Annotated in this window: 16 protein-coding genes; 10 read left to right on the forward strand and 6 right to left on the reverse strand. The window is 68.6% G+C overall.

The window, feature by feature from the left end; translation table 11 throughout:
- Positions 1 to 35 precede the first annotated feature (35 nt).
- Together F620_RS0105040 and F620_RS0105045 are read right to left on the reverse strand one after the other, a co-directional pair.
- The gene (locus tag F620_RS0105040; protein ID WP_019569699.1) at positions 36 to 2,801 is read right to left on the reverse strand and encodes a TRAP transporter permease; all 2,766 of its coding nucleotides are present in this window, start codon (positions 2,799 to 2,801) and stop codon (positions 36 to 38) included.
- Positions 2,794 to 3,777 (reverse strand): TAXI family TRAP transporter solute-binding subunit, encoded by a 984-nt coding sequence (locus F620_RS0105045; protein WP_019569700.1) that lies wholly within the window; start codon positions 3,775 to 3,777, stop codon positions 2,794 to 2,796. Before F620_RS0105045 ends, F620_RS0105040 begins: the two co-directional genes overlap by 8 nt.
- A 178-nt stretch (positions 3,778 to 3,955) precedes the next feature.
- Here F620_RS0105045 and F620_RS0105050 point away from each other — a divergent pair, with 178 nt between their 5' ends.
- Positions 3,956 to 5,314: a diguanylate cyclase gene (locus F620_RS0105050; RefSeq protein WP_019569701.1), complete on the forward strand. Its 1,359-nt coding sequence runs from the start codon at positions 3,956 to 3,958 to the stop codon at positions 5,312 to 5,314.
- A 34-nt stretch (positions 5,315 to 5,348) separates the two neighbouring features.
- Here the strand turns inward: F620_RS0105050 and trxA are convergent, their stop codons facing one another.
- Complete coding sequence (trxA, locus tag F620_RS0105055; RefSeq protein WP_019569702.1) at positions 5,349 to 6,338, reverse strand: thioredoxin; 990 nt, start codon at positions 6,336 to 6,338, stop codon at positions 5,349 to 5,351.
- A gap of 198 nt (positions 6,339 to 6,536) precedes the next feature.
- Here trxA and parE point away from each other — a divergent pair, with 198 nt between their 5' ends.
- The 8 genes from parE (at position 6,537) to F620_RS0105095 (ending at position 13,902) form a co-directional block, all read left to right on the forward strand.
- Positions 6,537 to 8,423, forward strand: a complete 1,887-nt coding sequence (gene parE / locus F620_RS0105060) for a DNA topoisomerase IV subunit B (RefSeq protein ID WP_019569703.1) — start codon at positions 6,537 to 6,539, stop codon at positions 8,421 to 8,423.
- A 12-nt stretch (positions 8,424 to 8,435) separates the two neighbouring features.
- The gene (locus tag F620_RS0105065; protein WP_018870239.1) at positions 8,436 to 8,690 is read left to right on the forward strand and encodes a Smr/MutS family protein; all 255 of its coding nucleotides are present in this window, start codon (positions 8,436 to 8,438) and stop codon (positions 8,688 to 8,690) included.
- 60 nt (positions 8,691 to 8,750) lie between these two features.
- Positions 8,751 to 8,984, forward strand: a complete 234-nt coding sequence (locus tag F620_RS0105070) for a hypothetical protein (RefSeq protein WP_018870238.1) — start codon at positions 8,751 to 8,753, stop codon at positions 8,982 to 8,984.
- A 94-nt stretch (positions 8,985 to 9,078) separates the two neighbouring features.
- A complete protein-coding gene (locus F620_RS0105075; RefSeq protein ID WP_018870237.1) occupies positions 9,079 to 9,435 on the forward strand; it encodes a DsrE family protein in 357 nt (118 codons plus the stop codon).
- A 10-nt stretch (positions 9,436 to 9,445) separates the two neighbouring features.
- Complete coding sequence (locus tag F620_RS0105080) at positions 9,446 to 11,074, forward strand: hypothetical protein (RefSeq protein ID WP_019569704.1); 1,629 nt, start codon at positions 9,446 to 9,448, stop codon at positions 11,072 to 11,074.
- Between the two features lie 178 nt (positions 11,075 to 11,252).
- Positions 11,253 to 12,692, forward strand: a complete 1,440-nt coding sequence (locus F620_RS0105085) for a Fic family protein (protein WP_019569705.1) — start codon at positions 11,253 to 11,255, stop codon at positions 12,690 to 12,692.
- 14 nt (positions 12,693 to 12,706) lie between these two features.
- Positions 12,707 to 13,600, forward strand: a complete 894-nt coding sequence (locus F620_RS0105090) for a carbamate kinase (RefSeq protein ID WP_019569706.1) — start codon at positions 12,707 to 12,709, stop codon at positions 13,598 to 13,600.
- A 92-nt stretch (positions 13,601 to 13,692) separates the two neighbouring features.
- Entirely contained in the window at positions 13,693 to 13,902 is a 210-nt protein-coding gene (locus F620_RS0105095) for a hypothetical protein (RefSeq protein ID WP_018870233.1), read from the forward strand.
- A gap of 12 nt (positions 13,903 to 13,914) precedes the next feature.
- Here the strand turns inward: F620_RS0105095 and F620_RS0105100 are convergent, their stop codons facing one another.
- The 3 genes from F620_RS0105100 to fnr all read right to left on the reverse strand — a co-directional run bounded on the left by F620_RS0105100 (position 13,915) and on the right by fnr (position 15,791).
- The gene (locus tag F620_RS0105100) at positions 13,915 to 14,484 is read right to left on the reverse strand and encodes a DUF2058 domain-containing protein (RefSeq protein WP_019591160.1); all 570 of its coding nucleotides are present in this window, start codon (positions 14,482 to 14,484) and stop codon (positions 13,915 to 13,917) included.
- Between the two features lie 103 nt (positions 14,485 to 14,587).
- Positions 14,588 to 15,070, reverse strand: coding sequence for a DUF2390 domain-containing protein (locus F620_RS0105105; RefSeq protein WP_019569708.1), 483 nt, complete (start codon positions 15,068 to 15,070; stop codon positions 14,588 to 14,590).
- Positions 15,063 to 15,791: a fumarate/nitrate reduction transcriptional regulator Fnr gene (gene fnr / locus F620_RS0105110; protein ID WP_019592870.1), complete on the reverse strand. Its 729-nt coding sequence runs from the start codon at positions 15,789 to 15,791 to the stop codon at positions 15,063 to 15,065. Before fnr ends, F620_RS0105105 begins: the two co-directional genes overlap by 8 nt.
- Before the next feature lie 505 nt (positions 15,792 to 16,296).
- Here fnr and F620_RS0105115 point away from each other — a divergent pair.
- Positions 16,297 to 17,529: a class I SAM-dependent methyltransferase gene (locus F620_RS0105115; RefSeq protein WP_019569710.1), complete on the forward strand. Its 1,233-nt coding sequence runs from the start codon at positions 16,297 to 16,299 to the stop codon at positions 17,527 to 17,529.
- Positions 17,530 to 17,576: the final 47 nt, after the last annotated feature.

A 17,576-nucleotide genomic window follows, 5' to 3' on the forward strand; every position in this document is an offset into this window, starting at 1 on the left:
CGGCATCCGGCCGGTCCGGGCTGGACCCGCGCGGTTCAGGCCGGGAGCGTCGGCGCCGCCGTTGCCGGGCCGGGCCCCACAGGCGGATCGCGCCGCCGCTGGTTCCATACCACCACCAGCCCCAGGGCCAGCGCCGGCAGATAGAACCAGTACGGGCTCGGCCGGTCGGTGGGCACCAGCACCGCGGTGATCTCCCAGCCACCTTCCAAGCCTACGCGGGCGGCGGGACTGCCGAAAGCAACCGTGCGGATGCGCGTTCTTTCCTCCGGATCCACGTCCAGTCCGGCCTCGGACAGGCGCTCCAGCGGGTCGTCACGCCGCCCGCCCAGCGGGAACATCACCGTGCGGGTGACCTCGCGTCCCTCCAGATCCAGGCCGGTGGCCCGCAGGCGCAGGCTGGCCCCGTCCGGAGCCGCGTCCACCACCTCGGTCAGGGTCGCCGGGTCCTCGCTGACATGGGCCGGCGCGATGCGGTCCATCAGCACGGTGGGTGCGAGCAGGGTGAAGGCCACCACCAGCAGCAGCGCGGACTCCCAGTAGCGGCTGCGGGTCAGGAACCAGCCCTGGGTGGCCGCGGTGAACGCCAGGATCCCCGCCAGCGAGCCGAAGAACACCAGCGCCAGCTGGAACACGTTGTCCACCCCGATCAGCAGCAGCTGGCTGTTGAAGATGAAGAAGAACGGCAGGGCCACGGTACGCAGGCTGTAGGCGAAGGCCTGGAGGCCGGTGCGCACCGGGTCGGCCTTCGCGACGGCCGCGCCGGCGAACGAGGCGAGACCGACCGGCGGGGTGACATCGGCCATGATGCCGAAGTAAAAGACGAACAGATGGGCGGCGATCAGCGGGATCAGGACGTCGTTCTGGGCCCCCAGCTCGACCACGATCGGGGCCATCAGCGTGGCCACCACGATGTAGTTGGCCGTGGTCGGCAGGCCCAGGCCCAGGATCAGGCTGATCACGGCCGTCAGCAGCAGGACCAGAAGCAGGTTGCCGCCTGACAGAGTGTCGACCACGTCGGTCAGCACCAGCCCGAGCCCGGTCATCGCCACCGTGCCGACGATGATTCCGGCCGCCGCCGTGGCCACCCCGATCCCGATCATGTTGCGCGCGCCGGTGGCGAAGCCGTGGAACAGCTCCCAGACCCCGACCCATGCGGCCTGCAGCAGGCCGCCCGTGCCGCGCATCAGCGCCACCAGCGGCCGCTGGGTCAGTACGATGAAGATCATGAAGGCCACCGCCCAGAACGCGGCCAGCCCCGGCGACAGGCGCTCCACCACCAGAGCCCAGACCAGCACCACCAGCGGCAGGATGAAATGCATGCCCGCCAGCACTGTGGGGCCGATGCGTGGCAGCGGGCGGTCGGTGTCCAGCGGCTCGGGGTCCGGCTCGCGCGCGGCGATCCACAGCAGCACCAGATAGGCCGCGAACAACAGACCGGCGATGATCCAGGCGGCGCGCTCGCCCGCCACGTCCTTGATCCAGCCGAGCCCCCAGTACACCGCGGCGGCGAGGATGATCAGGCTGCTCAGGGTCAGGCCGAAGGCGATCAGGCGTCCGCGCAGGGTGCCGCCAACCGCGCGCTGCAGGCCTTCCATGCCGCCCTTGCAGGCCTCCAGATGCACGATGTAGAGCAGCGCGATGTAGGCGATCAGGGCCGGGAGGATGGCGTGCTTGAGGACCTCCACGTAGGTGATGCCCACGTACTCCACCATCAGGAACGCGGCTGCGCCCATCACCGGCGGCATCAGCTGGCCGTTGACCGAGCTGGCGACTTCGATGGCCCCCGCCTTGTGCGCGGGGAAGCCGACGCGTTTCATCAGCGGTATGGTGAAGGTGCCGGTGGTCACGGTATTGGCGATCGAGGAACCGGAGACCAGTCCGGTCATGCCCGAGGCGATCACCGCGGCCTTGGCCGGGCCACCGCGCATATGCCCCAGCAGGGCGAAGGCCACGCGGATGAAGTAGTCGCCGGCCCCGGCGCGTTCCAGCAGCGCGCCGAACAGCACGAACAGGAACACGAAGCTGGTGGAGACCCCCAGGGCGATCCCGAACACGCCCTCGTTGGACAGCCACTGCTGAGCCATCGCGCGCGGGTAGCTGGCGCCGCGGTGGGCGATCAGGTCGGGCATCAGCGGCCCGGCGAAGGTGTAGAACAGGAAGATCGCCGCGATGATGGTCAGCGCCGGCCCCAGCACCCGCCGGGCGGCCTCCAGCAGCAGGATCAGGCCGATCCCCGCGACGATCAGATCGACTTCGGTGGGTGCGCCGGCGCGGTCCGCGAGAGTCTCGTGGAACAGGTACAGATACAGCGCGCTGAATGCGGCGACCGCGGCATAGAGCCAGTCGAACGCCGGGACCCGGTCCAGCGGATCGCGCCCGCGCAGCAGCGGCCAGGCCACCAGCAGCAGGGCCGCGCCCAGCGCGGCGTAGACCTCGCCCAGACGTTCCAGGCCGATGAACTGCCAGGCCCCCAGACCCAGCAGGGCGAGCCCGCCGAGGGCGTAGGCCACACCGAAGCTGCGGGGCAGCACCGCGCGCCCGCCGCCCGGGCGCAGCGCCGGGAACAGCAGGAAGGCGAGGAACACCGCGAAGGCGAGATGCACCGCGCGGGCATCGGTGTCCGACACCGTGAACCAGTCCAGCGCATCCGGCAGCGGCGAGGCGATCCACAGCTGGAACAGCGACCACGCGACCGCGACCACGAAGATCAGGCTGCGCGTCGCGGTGCCGGGATGGCGGGCGCCGGTCTCGATCTCCTGCGGGGCGGCGGATTGCGGGGGTGTGCGTTCGGGCTCAGTCATGGATCCATCCTGCCTCGCGGAAATAGCGCCGCGCCCCCGGATGCAGCGGCGCGGACAGGCCTTCGTCGACCATCGCCTCGCGCTCCAGTCCCGCGAACGCCGGGTGCAGGCCGCGGAAGGTATCGAAGTTCTCGAACACCGCGCGGGTCAGGGCGTAGGCGGCCTCGCTGCTGGTGCGCTCCGAGGTGACCAGGGTCGCGCCGACCCCGTAGGTGCGGATGGTTTCGTCCTGCCCGGGATAGGTCCCGGCGGGGATCTCGGCGGCCATGTAGTACGGGGTCTCGTCCACCAGGCGGTCGATGGCCTCGCCCTGAAGCGAGACCAGGCGCGCGTCGCAGGTGGCGATGGGTTCCTGGATCGCAGCCGACGGGTGCCCGACGGAAAACACGAAGGCATCCACCCGGTTGTCGCACAGGGCCTGGGCCTGTTCGCGCGAAGGCAGTTCGGCGACCCGGGCGAAGGTGTCATGGTCCCAGCCGAGTTCGTCCAGCAGTTCTTCCATCATCGCGCGCTGACCCGAACCGGGGTTGCCGATGTTCACCCGCTGGCCGCGCAGGTCATCCAGCCCCTCGATGCCGGAGTCCGGGTGCACCACCAGGGTCAGCGGTTCCGGGTGCAGGCTGAACATCGCCCGCAGGTGATGCGCCGGGCCAAAGGCCTCGAAGCGTCCGCTGCCGTGGTAGGCGTGGTGCTGAAGGTCCGACTGGGCCACGCCGAAGTCCATGTCGCCCGAACGGATCATGTTCAGGTTGAACACCGAGCCGCCGGTGCTTTCGGCGGTGCAGCGCATGCCGTGTTCGTCGCGCGCCGCATTGAACAGCCGGCACAGGTGCTGGCCGGCGGGGTAGTACACTCCGGTGACCCCGCCGGTGCCGATGTTCACGAAGGCCTGACCGGCCGCGGCCGGCAGGGCCAGCAGCACCCCCAGCAGGCCGAGCAGCAGGGCCGGACCGTTGCATCCGCCGTACCGGTTCATTCGCGTTTCCTCGTGACGCCTGATCGACGGGAGTCTAGGGAAACGCTGGTCAATGTGCACGCTCGCGTTGACGCCTGTCATGCTGCGGGGTCCAATGACCACCCCGCGACCGGCGTGAGGCCGGTGCGCGCCATGCGACCGGGAGTGAAGGATGTCTGAAGGAGAGCCCGCAGGGGCGGTGGCGCAGCAGCTGGTCGACGAGTGGCAGCGGCGCCTCGAACGCTGCCCCGGGCGCGTTCGTGCACGCGTGCGCGAGCTCGCGGAGCAGCACCGCGCCATGCTGGCGGAACGGTTCTATGCCGAGATGCTGGCGGACCCGGATGCCTGCGTGTTTCTCGACCACGAGGACGTCAACTCGCGGCTGGACGCCTCGCTGCAGGAATGGATCCGCGGCATCTTCTCGGTGGAGAGCGGCCGCGGCGTGGAGGAACAGGCCGCCCGTCAGGCCCACGTGGGCGATATCCACGCGCGCATCTCCATCCCCATCCATCTGGTCATGCGCGGCGCGCGCTGCGTGAAGGAGCATTTCCTGACCCTGCTCGACCGGGATTCCGCGATGGGGCACGAAATGCGCCTGCAGGCCGCGCGGCATGTCTCCGACAGCATCGACATGGCGATGGAGCTGATGAGCCACGCCTATTCGCGCTCGCATGAGCGCAACGCCCGCGCCGAGGAGGCCTACCGTCTGTTTGCGGTGTCGGAGAACCTCGCCAGTGAGAAAGACCGCCAGCGGGCCTGCCTGCTGGACTGGGAGAACGGGCTGATGTTCGATCTGGCCATGGGGGCCTCGGGCGAGCAGCTGCCGCGGCTGGCGGCCTCCGAGTTCGGCCTGTGGTTCCGGCACAAGGGAGTGGACGCCTTTGGCGGGGCCGCGGAAACCGAGCGGGTGCTGGAGGCCATCGCCCGCATCGACGAGTTCCTGCTGCCTTCGCTGGTCTGCGTCGAGGCCCGGCAGCGGCAGGATTACCTGCGTGACGTGCGCGAGCAGGTCCGCAGCATCGACTACCATCTGGGTCAGCTGTTCGAGCGCAGCAACGAACTGGAGTCCGGGCGCGACGTCCTGACCCGGACCCTGAACCGCAAGTTCCTGCCCGTGGTACTGGGACGGCACATTGCCAGCGTACAGCAGACCCATGCCCCCTTTGCGGTACTGGCCCTGGATATCGATTATTTCAAGCGGGTCAATGACGAACACGGCCACGAGACCGGTGACCGCATCCTGCAGCAGTTCGCCACGCTGCTGGTCAGCAACTCGCGGGCCGGCGATTACCTCTTTCGCCTGGGCGGCGAGGAATTCCTGATGATGCTGGTGGACGTGGTTCCGCGCGATGCCGAACGCATCGCCGAGAAACTGCGCACCGCGGTCCGTGCCGAGCCGTTCCAGGGTGCCCATGGCCAGCAGCTCGGGCTGACCGTGAGCATCGGACTGGCCAGTCACGACGGCCACCCGGACTACCAGCGCCTGGTGCGCCGGGCCGACGACGCCCTCTACGCCGCCAAGAACAGCGGCCGCGATCAGGTGGCCGTCGCGGACTGAAACCGCTTCCCGACCGGCAGCGGCCGGCCGGCGGTCAGTACATCGCGGCCATCATCTTGCGGCGGTACTGGCTGACCAGCGGATTGTCGTTGCCGAGGGCGTTGAAGGCCGCCAGCAGCCCCTTCTTGCCGGCGTTGTCGCCCTCGTTGTCCTTGTAGTCCGGGTGCTGCTTCATCAGCTCCAGGTACAGGCCCAGGGCCTCCTCGTAGCGACCGTGCAGCATGGAATACGCGGCCAGGGTTTCCAGGGTCTCCGGCGCCGGATCGCCCTGCTGCATCTCCCGGGTCAGCGCCTGCGGGTCGGCGCCGGCGGCCCGGCGGGAGAACCGCAGATGGGCGCGCAGGGTCTTCACCGCATCATCCTCGGCGCGGTTCAGCGGCAGCTGGTTGAGCTGCGCCTCGGCGGCGTCGGGGTCACCCGCCTGGGACAGCGCGCGCGCCAGTTCGATGCGCAGATCCGGGTCTTCGGGGAAGGCCTCCAGCGCGGATTCCAGGGTGGCGCGGGCGGCCGTGGTGTCGCCGACGCGGATCTGTGCGCGGGCCAGCTCGGAGCGCAGGTCCTTGTTGCCCGGGTCCACGGCCACGCCCTGTTCCAGCGCGTGTACGGCGCCTGCCGCGTCCCCGGCCTGCAGGGCGGCCAGGGCCTGCTGGCGGTGGGCGTCGGAGGGACGCTCGACGTGGCGATCGATCATCTCGCGGATGGCGGATTCGGGCTGCACGCCCATCTGCTGGTCCACCACCTCGCCGTGACGGAAGCACATGATGGTGGGCAGGCTGCGAACGCCGTACTGCCCGGCCAGCTCCTGGTTCTCGTCGCTGTTGACCTTGGCCAGGCGGAACGCGCCGCCGTAATCCTCGGCGATCTTCTGCAGCAGCGGCATCAGCTGTTTGCAGGGTCCGCACCAGGCGGCCCAGAAGTCGACCAGCACCGGACGCCGGTGCGATTCGTCCAGCACCGCCTGCTGGAAGCTGTCGCGGGTGACGTCGAGAATGGCATCGCCGGTGGCGTTTTCGGCTTCGGTCATCGGAAACCTCCTGAAAGATCGGAATACGGGATATGCGGTGCATTGTTGGGATCGTCCCGGTGATTGCAAGCAGCCGCGTGCCCGCGAGCTCTGGTACGCTGCGCACTGTGCGGCGCGCGGGGCCGCGGGTTCCGTCCGGGGAGTGCTGTTCAGCAGGACGGGGCCGGCAAAGGGCATGATCAACAAAGGGGTTCCTGAGTGAGCTATTCCGCATCCGACATCGAAGTCCTCGAGGGGCTGGACCCGGTGCGCAAGCGCCCGGGGATGTATACCGACACCGCGCGGCCCAATCATCTCGCCCAGGAGGTCATCGACAATTCGGTGGACGAGGCGGTCAGCGGCTACGCCAGCCGTATCGACGTGGTCCTGCACAAGGACGACTCGGTGTCCGTCACCGATGACGGGCGCGGCATGCCGGTGGACCTGCACCCGCGCGAGAACCGCCCGGGGGTCGAGGTGATCCTGTCCACGCTGCATGCCGGCGGGAAGTTTTCCGACAAGAGCTATCAGTTCTCAGGCGGGCTGCACGGGGTCGGGGTATCGGTGGTCAACGCGCTGTCCGAGCGCCTGGACGTGGACATCCGGCGCGACGGCCGGCGCTGGCAGATGGCCTTCGCCGGCGGTCACAAGCTGCAGGAGCTGGAGGCCGTCGGCGAGGTCGGCAAGCGCAACACCGGCACCACGCTGCATTTCTGGCCGGATGCGCAGTACTTCGACTCGGCGAAATTCTCGGTGCCGCGGCTCAAGCACATCCTGCGCGCCAAGGCGGTGCTGTGCCCGGGCCTGACCGTGACGTTTCGCGACGAGACCACCGGCGAGGCCTGCGAGTGGTGCTATCAGGCCGGTCTGCGCGACTACCTGGTGGAGGCCCTGGAGGGGCTGGAACGCCTGCCGGAAGAACCGTTCATGGGGTCGGTCTCCGGCCACAGCGAGGCGGTGGACTGGGCGGTGACCTGGCTGCCGGAAGGCGGCGAGGTCGTGTCCGAGAGCTACGTGAACCTGATCCCCACGACCCAGGGCGGCACCCACGTGAACGGCCTGCGCACCGGGCTGACCGATGCGGTGCGCGAGTTCTGCGAATTCCGCAATCTGATCCCGCGCGGGATCAAGCTGGCGCCGGAGGACGTGTGGGAACGGGTCTCCAGCGTGCTGTCGTTCAAGATGCAGGATCCGCAGTTCGCCGGGCAGACCAAGGAACGGCTGTCCTCGCGCCAGGCCGCGCCGTTCATCTCCGGGGTCATCAAGGACGCCTTCAGTCTGTGGCTCAACCAGCACCCGCAGCAGGGCGAGCGCATCGCCGAGCTGGCGATCCAGAATGCGCAGAAGCGCAGCCGCGCGGGGCGCAAGGTGGTGCGCAAGAAGGTGACCCAGGGCCCGACCCTGCCGGGCAAGCTGGCCGACTGCGCCAGCCAGGAGCTGGCGCGCACCGAACTGTTCCTGGTCGAGGGCGACTCCGCCGGTGGCTCCGCCAAGCAGGCGCGCGACCGCGATTTTCAGGCGATCATGCCGCTGCGCGGCAAGATCCTGAACGCCTGGGAAGTGGAGCCCGACCAGGTGCTGGCCTCGCAGGAGATCCACGACATCGCCGTGGCGCTGGGCGTGGATCCGGGGACGCAGAGCCTGGAGGGGCTGCGCTACGGCAAGATCTGCATCCTCGCGGACGCCGATTCGGACGGCGCCCACATCGCCACGCTGTTGTGCGCGCTGTTCCTGAAGCATTTCTGCCCGCTGGTGGAGCAGGGCCACGTGTTCATGGCCATGCCGCCGCTGTACCGAATCGATGTCGGCAAGCAGACCTTCTATGCCCTGGACGAGGACGAAAAGGCCGGAGTGCTGGAGCGTATCGAGGCGGAAAAGCTGAAGGGCAAGGTCGCGGTGACCCGTTTCAAGGGGCTGGGCGAGATGAACCCGATGCAGCTGCGCGAGACCACCATGAATCCCGACACCCGCCGGCTGGTGCAACTGACCCTGGATTCGGCCGAGGAGACCGGCAGCCTGATGGACATGCTGCTGGGCAAGAAGCGCGCCGGGGAACGCCGCGCCTGGCTGGAGGGCAAGGGGCACCTGGCCGACGTGGACGTGTGAACGGAGGCCCGTATGTCGCGGCTTTCCATCGACCTGCACGAATGCTTTCGCGATGGCCGGCGCATCGATCAGGCGCTCAACGGCGCGATCGACGAGGCCTGCGAGAAACGCATCAAGACCGTGGAGATCATCCACGGCAAGGGCAGCGGGCAGCTGAAAAAGCGGGTGCTGCGTTTTTTGCAGCAGCCGGAGGTCAAGGCGCGTTACCACCGGGTGGAGAAGGATTCGAAGAATCACGGTCGGCTGTTCGTGCATTTTCGCCACTGAATCCGCGCCGCCGTGTCGGGGCATGCGGCGCCGCCGTTCGTATGCGATAGGATGCGCGCCATGCCGACCGTTCTGCGCCTGTTCGACCGCCTGCCGCTGTGGCTGTTTGCCCTGATCGTGGCGACCGTGGGCCTGTGGCCCTGGCAGCCCGAGCCGGCGATCGCCGGACTGGTGCGCGACCTGCTGGCCGGTGAACTCGCCGGTGCGGCGGGCTGGGGCGGTCTGCTGGTGCACGGACTGCCGTGGCTGCTGATGGCGCTGCGCCTGGCCCGCCAGAGCCGGACCGGCGCCTGATCGGGTACGCTGCGGACTGTTTGAACAACAACGGGCCCGCCGGGTCCGCCAACCGGCCGCAAGGCCGACACGCGACGACACAGGAGAATCGACCATGCGCTTTATCGTTGCCGTTACCGCCGGAACCGATGACCCCACCCGCGCCACGCTGGGCATGATCGCCGCCAAGGTGGCCAAGGACCAGGGCCACGACGTGACCGTATGGCTGCAGGGCGAGGCGGCGAACATCGCCAACCGCAACGTCTACGACAAGATCGTCGGCCACAACATGCCGGCGATGAAGGACATCGTCGAGGATCTGGTCGACGCCGGCGTGCCGCTGTGGGTCTGCGAGGCCTGCGGCCGCGGTCGGGACGTGACCCCGGACAACTTCCTGGCCACCGCCGAATACGCCGGCATGGGCCACTACGTGCAGGCGGTGGCCGAGTTTGATCGCTCGATGAGCTTCTGATTCGGGCGGGTTGAGCTTCCCGCCCGAACAGTCCGGCCGGCGCCTGCGCGCCGTCCCCGGCGGGGTCCGCGTCCTGCTGACCCTGCTGCTCCTGAACGGGCTGGTCCTGGCCCTGGACATCCCGCGCCACGCGGGCCCGGGGCCGGGGTGGCTGGCCTGGGAGGCCGTGGTCCTGGCCGGACTGTTCGCCGTTCTTCCTCTGGCCACCGCGCGCGTACTGGCGCGGGTGCTGGCCTCTGCCCTCCTTGCACTGATCGTACTGGCGCTGTTCGATGCGCTGGCCCGGGTCAGCCTCGCCCGTCCGCTGAATGTCTACGTGGACATCGGCCTGCTGGATGCCGTGTTCCGGCTGCTGACCGGCAACCTGCCCACTGTCGGCGTGATCCTGGCCGCCGCGGCGTTGCTGGCCGTGATCGGGCTGGCGGTGTGGTCGCTGGCGCGTCTGCTGGCGCGCCCGCTCGTGCCCCGGGGGGCGGGTTTCGTGCTGCTGGGCGCGGGCCTCGTCGGGCTCGCGAGCCACGCGACGGGCGTGGAACCGCCGCGCACGGCGGCCCCGGCGGTGGCGCTGGTAACGGAGCAGGTCGATGGCATGCGCGAGGCGCGGCGCGAGGACCGGGTGCTGGCGCACCGGCTGGAGGAGGATCCGCGGCTGGCCGAACCCCGGCCGCTGGAGGGCCTGGCCGGCGTCGACGTGGTGGTGGGTCTGATCGAGTCCTACGGGGTCTCGGCGCTGGAGATCCCGCGCTATGCCGAGGTGATCGAGCCGACGCTGGAGGATCTGCAGCAGGATCTCGCCGCGCGGGATCTGCACGTGGTGACCGGGGTGATGAAGGCCCCGATCGCCGGCGGGCAGTCGTGGCTGGCGCATGCCACCCTGCTGTCGGGCGTGGCCGTGCGGCATGCCGGGCAGTACCGCCGGCTGCAGGAGCGCGAGCGGGCGACCCTGGTGCAGGACTTCGCGGCCACCGGCCATCACACGGCCATGCTGGCCCCGGCCATCACCCTCGACTGGCCGGAGGGGCGCTGGTTCGGCTGGGACCGGATCCTGGACCGCAACGGCATGGACTACCGCGGCCCTCCGTTCTTCTGGGTCACCATGCCCGACGAATTCACCTGGTGGCGCTTCGAACAGGACGTGCGGCCGGACCCGCAGGGCGGGGAGGCGCCGGTGTTCGCGATGCTCGCGCTGGTCAGCAGTCACGCCCCGTGGACCCCGGTGCTGGACGTGCTGGACGACCCGGATGCGATGGACGACGGGCGGGTGTTCCACGAACAGGCCGGGGCCGGGCCCGCCCCCGAGGTCCTGTGGCGGGACTTCGACCGCGTCCGCGATTATTACGCCGAGGCGGTGCGCTACTCGCTGGAGGTCAGCGGCCACTGGGCGCGTGACCACGTGGACGAGGACACCCTGTTCCTGATGCCGGGCGACCACCAGCCGGCGGCCCTGGTCACCGGCCCGGACCCCTCGTGGGCGGTGCCCGTGCACGTGATCTCCGGGGACCCGGAGCTGCTGGAGCCGTTCCGGGCCCGCGGCTTTCACGACGGCTTCGAGCTGCCGCCGGCCACCGGGGACGGCGATCTCCCCGGGTTCGAGGATTTGCGCGACTGGTTGCACGAAGATTACAGCGACGCTTCCTGACCAACCGACGGCTGCGTAATCGTTTTTTTGCGCTTTCGCCTTTTCGTAACAAAAATGTTTCGCCCGAATCGATTTTGTTGCAATCTTGGGCCATTGAACACCATGGATACGGCGTATGAGCTCATTGGGTTATCGGTGGCTGATTCGGACATTCGGATTGCCGTCCGCCCCTTTGCCCGTGTCGTCGAGTCCGGGCACGCGCCTGCGTGAAACATGGCAGGAGGACGGCGCGGTCCGGCGCGAATATCCGCCGCAGTACGACCCCGGGGATGCGCTCGCGAACCAGCTCGAATTCGCCCTGAAGCACGAGGGCGTGAATCTGGCGGTTCTCGCGGACCTGTTTCGCGCCTGTGGTCCCGCACCGATCGAGGAGGCGGTGAGCGAAAAGCCCACCGGGCGTTATCGGCGGCTGATGGGGTTCTTCTACGAACGCCTGACCGGGGAGCGCCTCGCGGTCTCGCGGACAGCGGGCGGTAACTATGTGGATGCACTGAACCCTGACCATTACCTGACCGCAGCGGAGCCGGAATTCGACCGGCGCTGGCGGGTCCGGGACAACCTTCTTGGCAATGGTGATTTCTGCCCGGTCATTCGTCGGACGCAGCGACTTGAAGACGCCCTGGCCCAGCCGCTGACCGAGGAGCTGTCCGGATTGATCGGGGCATTTCCACCGGAACTGTTTGCCCGGGCCAACGACTATCTCTACCTCAAGGAAACGCGCTCGACCTACGGGATCGAACATGAGCCGGAACCGGTCTCCGGGCGTCTCGAGCGCTTCGTGGCATTGCTGCGTGAAGCAGGGCGGGTGCCGCTCGCGGAGCTGCTGGACGAGGCCGGCCTGACACGGCGCCAGAATCTGGTGGTGGACCCGCGCTATGCGGAAAGCGGTTTTCGCTCTGTCCAGAATTACGTGGGCGAGCAGCGGCCGGATTTCACGCAGCGTGTGCACTACGTATGCCCTCCGCCCGGATGGCTGGTCTCGATGATGGAAGGCCTGGCGACGGTGGCTACGCGGAGTCGCGGACTTTCGCCGCTGGTTCGCGCCGCGGCCGTGGGGTTCGGCTTTGTCTTCATTCACCCGTTCGAAGACGGTAACGGGCGGCTCCATCGTTTCCTGATCCACGATCTGCTGCATCGCGACGGATTCGTGGAAGGCAATCTCATGCTTCCGGTATCGGCCACCATGCTGCGTCGGATTACCGAATACGACGCGGTGCTGGAGCGTTACTCGCGGCCGCTGATGGAGGAGCGGGTCGACTACCATCTGGACCCCGAAGGGCGGCTGGAGCTGCTGAATCCGGAAGAGGTGGCCAGTTACTATCGCTACCCCGATCTGACGGCGCAGACCGAATACCTCGCGGAAACGGTGGCCCGCACCGTCCGGGAAGATCTGGTGGAAGAACTGCGTTTCCTTCGCGGTCATGACGCTGCACGCCGCGCGGTGCGCGAGATCGTGGATCTGCCGGATCGGCGTCTGGATCTGCTGCTGCGTCTTCTCCACCAGAACGAGGGGCGGCTGTCACGGAACAAGCGCGGACAGTTCGGCGAGATCGAGGATCATGAACTCGAACGGATCGAGCAGGCCTGGCAGCAGGCATTCAGGCTCATTGACGGCTGACGGGAGGTACGGGCATGCGCATCGTGGTCGCCCTGGGGGGCAACGCACTGCTGCAGCGGGGGGAGACGCCCTCGGCCGCGAATCAGCGGCACAACGCGCGGCGCGCGGCCGCGACCATCGCCGGCCTGGCGGCGGAGCACGAGGTGATCGTGACCCACGGCAACGGCCCGCAGGTGGGGTTGCTGGCGAACCAGGCGGAATGCGACCGCATCGCCTGGCCGCTGGACGTGGTGGGTGCGGAGAGCCACGGGATGATCGGCTATATCCTCGCACAGGAGCTGCACAACGCACTGGGACATGATCGCGTGGCAAGCCTGCTGACGCAGACCGAGGTCGACCCGCAGGACCCGGCCTTCGACGAGCCGAGCAAGTTCATCGGACCGACCTACGCCGAGGAGGCCGCGCGGCGCCTGGCACAGGAGCGTGGCTGGCGCATTGCTCGCGACGGCAGGGCCTGGCGGCGGGTGGTGGGCTCGCCCGAGCCGCGCGCATTGCTGGGGGTGCCGGCGATCCGGACCCTGGCGGCTGCCGGGACCCTGGTGGTGTGTGCCGGCGGCGGCGGGGTTCCGGTGGCGCGCGATGCCGACGGCCGGCTCTCGGGCGTGGAGGCGGTGGTGGACAAGGATCTTGCTGCGGCCCTGCTGACCGCCGAGGTGGAGGCCGATGCCCTGCTGATGCTCACCGATGTCGATGCGGTCTATGCCGACTGGGGCACGGACCGGGCCCGGCGGCTGGACCGCCTGACGGCCAGCGACATTGATCCGGCCGAATGGCCGCCGGGGTCCATGGGGCCCAAGCTGGATGCGGCGCGGCGGGTGGCCGCGGGTGGCCGCATCGCGGGTATCGGGGCGCTGGAGTCGGCCGCGGCCCTCCTCGCCGGGACCGCCGGGACCCGGGTGACCCCGTAACGGACGTGCCCCCGGTTGCGACCCGAGTTCTTGGCGTCGCGCCCGTGCGCCGGCACGCTGATGGCGAAGCCTTCGGAGGAGATGAGAAAGACATGAACATGCGGAAGATAAGTCCGGCCCTGCTGCTGGCCGCCGGCCTGTGGCTGGCCGGTTGCGACGGCGAACCGCAGGCGGAGGACGGTCCGCCTCAGGCCCTCGGCGAGCGCCAGATGGAGCCGCAGCCGACGGATAACGAGGGCGTGCGGCGCCCGCAGCAGCGGGGCATGCCGGCCGCCGACGTCAAGCGCACCGACGACGACTGACGCGACGGAGTCTCACCACATCAGGTCGTCGGGCACCACGTAATCCGCATACGGGTCGTCGGCGGCCGGTTCGCTGTCCGCGGCCTCCTCGGCGGGGATGACCAGCGGCCACTGCGGGTCGCGTTCGCGGATGCGATCCGCGGTCTCGCGGGGCACCAGGCGAAAACCGGCCTCCGGTCGGTGGTCGAGGCCGGCGATCGCGGCGCGTCCGTCGGCCAGCTGGCGCCGCAGGGCCGGCGTGACCGGCAGGCTGCGGATCCGCCCGCCCTGCTGGAAGTGATAGTCCTCGGCGTCCTCGCCGGCGGGCACCGGATACAGGTTGGAACTGACCAGCTCGCGCAGCTGGGCCGTCAGGGCCTTGCGCGCGGCGCGCGCCTGGCGTTCCTCGTTCTTGCGCCGCGAACGTTCGGCCTGTTCCGCCTGACGCTGCTCGGCGGCCGTGGGCTCGGCCGCGGGTGGCGCCGCCTTCTTCGGCTTTTTGGCCTTTTTCTTGCCCTTGTGCTGTTCGCTGCGGGCCTTCTTGACCTGCTTTTCGTCGACCAGTCCCGCCTTGAGGAGCTGGTCGCGCATTGCGTCGGACATGTTCGGTTGCCGTCTGGCTGAGTGGAACCCGTCAGGATAGCCGGAACCGCGGGCCGCGTGCAGGGGGCGGCCCGGGCGTGGGGTGTTTTACCGGCGCGGCCGGTCAGTCCGGATCCGGGATCGCCGCGAGTTCGGCCGCCCCGCGGGTGCGTTCGTCCGGCGGGAGTCCGGGTTCGAGGCGGGCGAGGCGCTCTCCGATGGTGTCCGCGCGCGGGCGCCGGTTCGGGGCTGCGGCGGCGGCCGGAGGCGGGCATTCCTGCAGCAGGTGCAGCGCCCCCAGGTGCTCCGCGCGCAATTCCAGTTCCAGCAGGGCGCGGTACAGGGCATGTCGTTCGGGGGTGTGCAGGCGTCGGCGCAGGGACCGGATCCGGAGGGTGGCGCGGGTACTCCAGTCGCGTGCCCGGGCGTGCAGCCGATCGAGATCGTCGGTGGTCAGCGCCCCGGGATGCCAGGCGGCGAACAGCACCCGAATTACGTCAGCGCCGTGGTCGTCCTGCCAGGTCATCAGCCGATCGCGCAGTTCCGGATGGCTCCAGGCGGATTCGGCGAACGACCAGAAATCCCCGGTGGCCCGGGTGTCAGGCACTGCTGGCGGCGGACGTGCTGACGCCGGCCGTGGTCCGCAGGGCATCCAGGTCGGGGATGTGCAGATCGCGGGTGTGCAGCTCGATCAGGCCCTGGCGCCGCATCTGCGTGAACAGCCGGCTGATGGTTTCCTGCGTCAGGCCCAGGTGGTTGGCGATCTCCGCGCGCGACATCGGCAGGATGAAGCGGTTGGCCGCCAGCCCGCGTGCCTGGTGGCGCTGCGACAGCGACAGCAGGAACGTTGCCAGACGCTGCTCCGCGCTGCGCTGGCCGAGCAGGGCGTGCAGGTTCTCCTCGCTCGCCAGGCCGCGGCTCATCACCCCCATCAGGTGCTGCCGGAACGTGGGCAGGCGGCCGGACAGGTCATCCACCAGCGACCACGGGACCGCACAGACGCTGGTGGACTCCAGCGCGATGGCGGTGACCGGATGGGACCCCTGGTGAATGGCATCCAGTCCCAGCAGTTCGCCGGCCAGCGCGAAGCCGGTGATCTGCTCGGTCCCGTCGTCACCCATCAGCACCGTTTTCATCGCGCCGGTGCGCACCGCATACAGGTATTCGAACGGCGACCCCATGGCGAACAGCGTGCTGCCCTTCTCGATCGGACGGCGCTGCTGCACGATCTCGTCGAGCTGCCACAGCTCGGTATCCGGCAGACCCATGGGCAGGCAGAGCTGACGCAGGGTGCACTGATCGCAGGCTTGAGTCGGGCGCAAGGTCATGTCCGGAGGGTAGCCCGTTTGCGGCAATGTGGAAAGACGCCGCGGATTTTTACGCCGGCGCTCGCGGTGGCGGTGTTTCCCCAGGGAAACACTGATCAACGTACACGTTCGCGTTGGCACCCCGGGTTTTCCGAGACAAGGCGCGGTGCGCAGCCGGTAGTGGTTCTACCGGCAAGGGCCGCAACGCAGGATCGGGGAACCCGGGGTGCCAACCCCGAAGGGGCTCGGCCGCCCGTTGTTGATCAAAAACGGGCGCGCGTACGGCGTTGCGGCTCCCTTGTGCAGAATGCTGCACGGCGGTTGCCGCGCCTTGTTCGCACGCAAAAGCGACTCGAGCGCGAGCGTGTACATTGATCAGTGTTTCCCTGGGCTTGATGCGTTGGTACAACGGATGGTGTGCGGACCGGCTCCACTGGACGGGCCCGGGGGTGAGAGTTAGACTCGGTATAAAAAATAGCCGGACACGGAATCGTGCCGGATTTCAGGGAATCGGGGGCACTCAGTAATGATTGAACGGATGCTGGAACAGTATGTTCGCTACGGGACGCTGACCCTGCGTCACCCGGATGGCACCGAGCAGCGTTTTGGCAGCGGCGAGCCGGAAGTGGTCATGCAGCTGCATGATGCCGGCGCCCTGAAGCGCATTGCGCGGGATCCCGCTTTCGAGCTGGGCGAGAGCTACATGGACGGGCTGTGGTCGCCCGGTCCGGAAGGGTTGCGGGCCTTTCTTGATATGACCATGCGCAACTTTGCGCCGATGTTCCAGAAGCGGGTCGGTTTCCTGACGCGTTCGCTGCGCGCCCTCGTGGAGCAGGGCAACCGGGTGGCGCGCAGCTACAAGAACATCTCTCACCACTACGACGTGGATGAATGGCTGTTCCGGCGGTTCCTGGACGAGGGGATGTTCTACAGCTGCGCCTATTTCGCCGAGCCGGGGATGAGCCTGGAGGAGGCGCAGCAGGCCAAGTGCGAGGTCCTGCGCCAGAAACTGTGCCTGGAGCCGGGCATGCGCGTGCTGGACATCGGCTGCGGCTGGGGCGGGCTGGCGATGTATCTGGCCGAGCACGCGGATGTCCAGGTCGACGGCATTACCCTGTCGCGCGAGCAGCTGCGGGTAGCGCAGGACGAAGCGAAGCGCCGGGGTCTGGAGGACAAGGTGCGCTTCCTGTACCAGGACTATCGCGAGCACGACGATCAGTACGACCGGATCGTCAGTGTCGGCATGTTCGAACACGTGGGGCAGCCGAACTACGGCACCTTTTTCCAGCGGGTCAACGACCTGCTCAAGCCCGACGGGATCGCGGTGCTGCACACCATCGGTCGTCAGGAGCCACCGGGCACGGCCAACCCCTGGCTGAAGAAATACATCTTCCCCGGCGGTTACACCCCCGCCCTGTCCGAGGTGATGGAAGCGCTGGAGCCCACGCCGCTGTACACCACCGACATCGAATTCTGGCGGCTGCACTATGCCGAAACCCTGGCCGAATGGTACCGGCGCTTTCAGGCAGTCCGTGAAGAGGCGGCGGCCAGTTTCGACGAGCGCTTCTGCCGCATGTGGGAGTTCTATCTGGCCAGCTGCGAGGGCACTTTCCGCTGGTGGAAGCAGGTGGTGTTCCATATCCAGATGGCGCGTCGGCAGGATGCCGTTCCGCTCACCCGTGACTATCTCTGCGGGCGCGAAGACCCCGGGGTGCGTTCGGTGCCGCCGGCGAACGAGCTGATTTCTTCCGCGCGGTGAACCCCGGCCTCCGGCACGGGTCCAGTGTGGGTCCCCGCCGTTCTGAC

Source organism: Thioalkalivibrio sp. ALE11 (assembly GCF_000381205.1).
Lineage (GTDB): Bacteria > Pseudomonadota > Gammaproteobacteria > Ectothiorhodospirales > Ectothiorhodospiraceae > Thioalkalivibrio.

What these genes read in the sequence shown, in the direction of transcription:
- F620_RS0105040 (WP_019569699.1), bottom strand. Translation starts at nt 2,801, where the DNA reads ATGACTGAGCCCGAACGCACACCCCCGCAATCCGCCGCCCCGCAGGAG.
- F620_RS0105065 (WP_018870239.1), top strand. Translation starts at nt 8,436, where the DNA reads ATGTCGCGGCTTTCCATCGACCTGCACGAATGCTTTCGCGATGGCCGG.
- F620_RS0105070 (WP_018870238.1), top strand. Translation starts at nt 8,751, where the DNA reads ATGCCGACCGTTCTGCGCCTGTTCGACCGCCTGCCGCTGTGGCTGTTT.
- F620_RS0105075 (WP_018870237.1), top strand. Translation starts at nt 9,079, where the DNA reads ATGCGCTTTATCGTTGCCGTTACCGCCGGAACCGATGACCCCACCCGC.
- F620_RS0105100 (WP_019591160.1), bottom strand. Translation starts at nt 14,484, where the DNA reads ATGTCCGACGCAATGCGCGACCAGCTCCTCAAGGCGGGACTGGTCGAC.
- F620_RS0105095 (WP_018870233.1), top strand. Translation starts at nt 13,693, where the DNA reads ATGAACATGCGGAAGATAAGTCCGGCCCTGCTGCTGGCCGCCGGCCTG.
- trxA (WP_019569702.1), bottom strand. Translation starts at nt 6,338, where the DNA reads ATGACCGAAGCCGAAAACGCCACCGGCGATGCCATTCTCGACGTCACC.
- F620_RS0105045 (WP_019569700.1), bottom strand. Translation starts at nt 3,777, where the DNA reads ATGAACCGGTACGGCGGATGCAACGGTCCGGCCCTGCTGCTCGGCCTG.
- fnr (WP_019592870.1), bottom strand. Translation starts at nt 15,791, where the DNA reads ATGACCTTGCGCCCGACTCAAGCCTGCGATCAGTGCACCCTGCGTCAG.
- F620_RS0105090 (WP_019569706.1), top strand. Translation starts at nt 12,707, where the DNA reads ATGCGCATCGTGGTCGCCCTGGGGGGCAACGCACTGCTGCAGCGGGGG.
- F620_RS0105115 (WP_019569710.1), top strand. Translation starts at nt 16,297, where the DNA reads ATGATTGAACGGATGCTGGAACAGTATGTTCGCTACGGGACGCTGACC.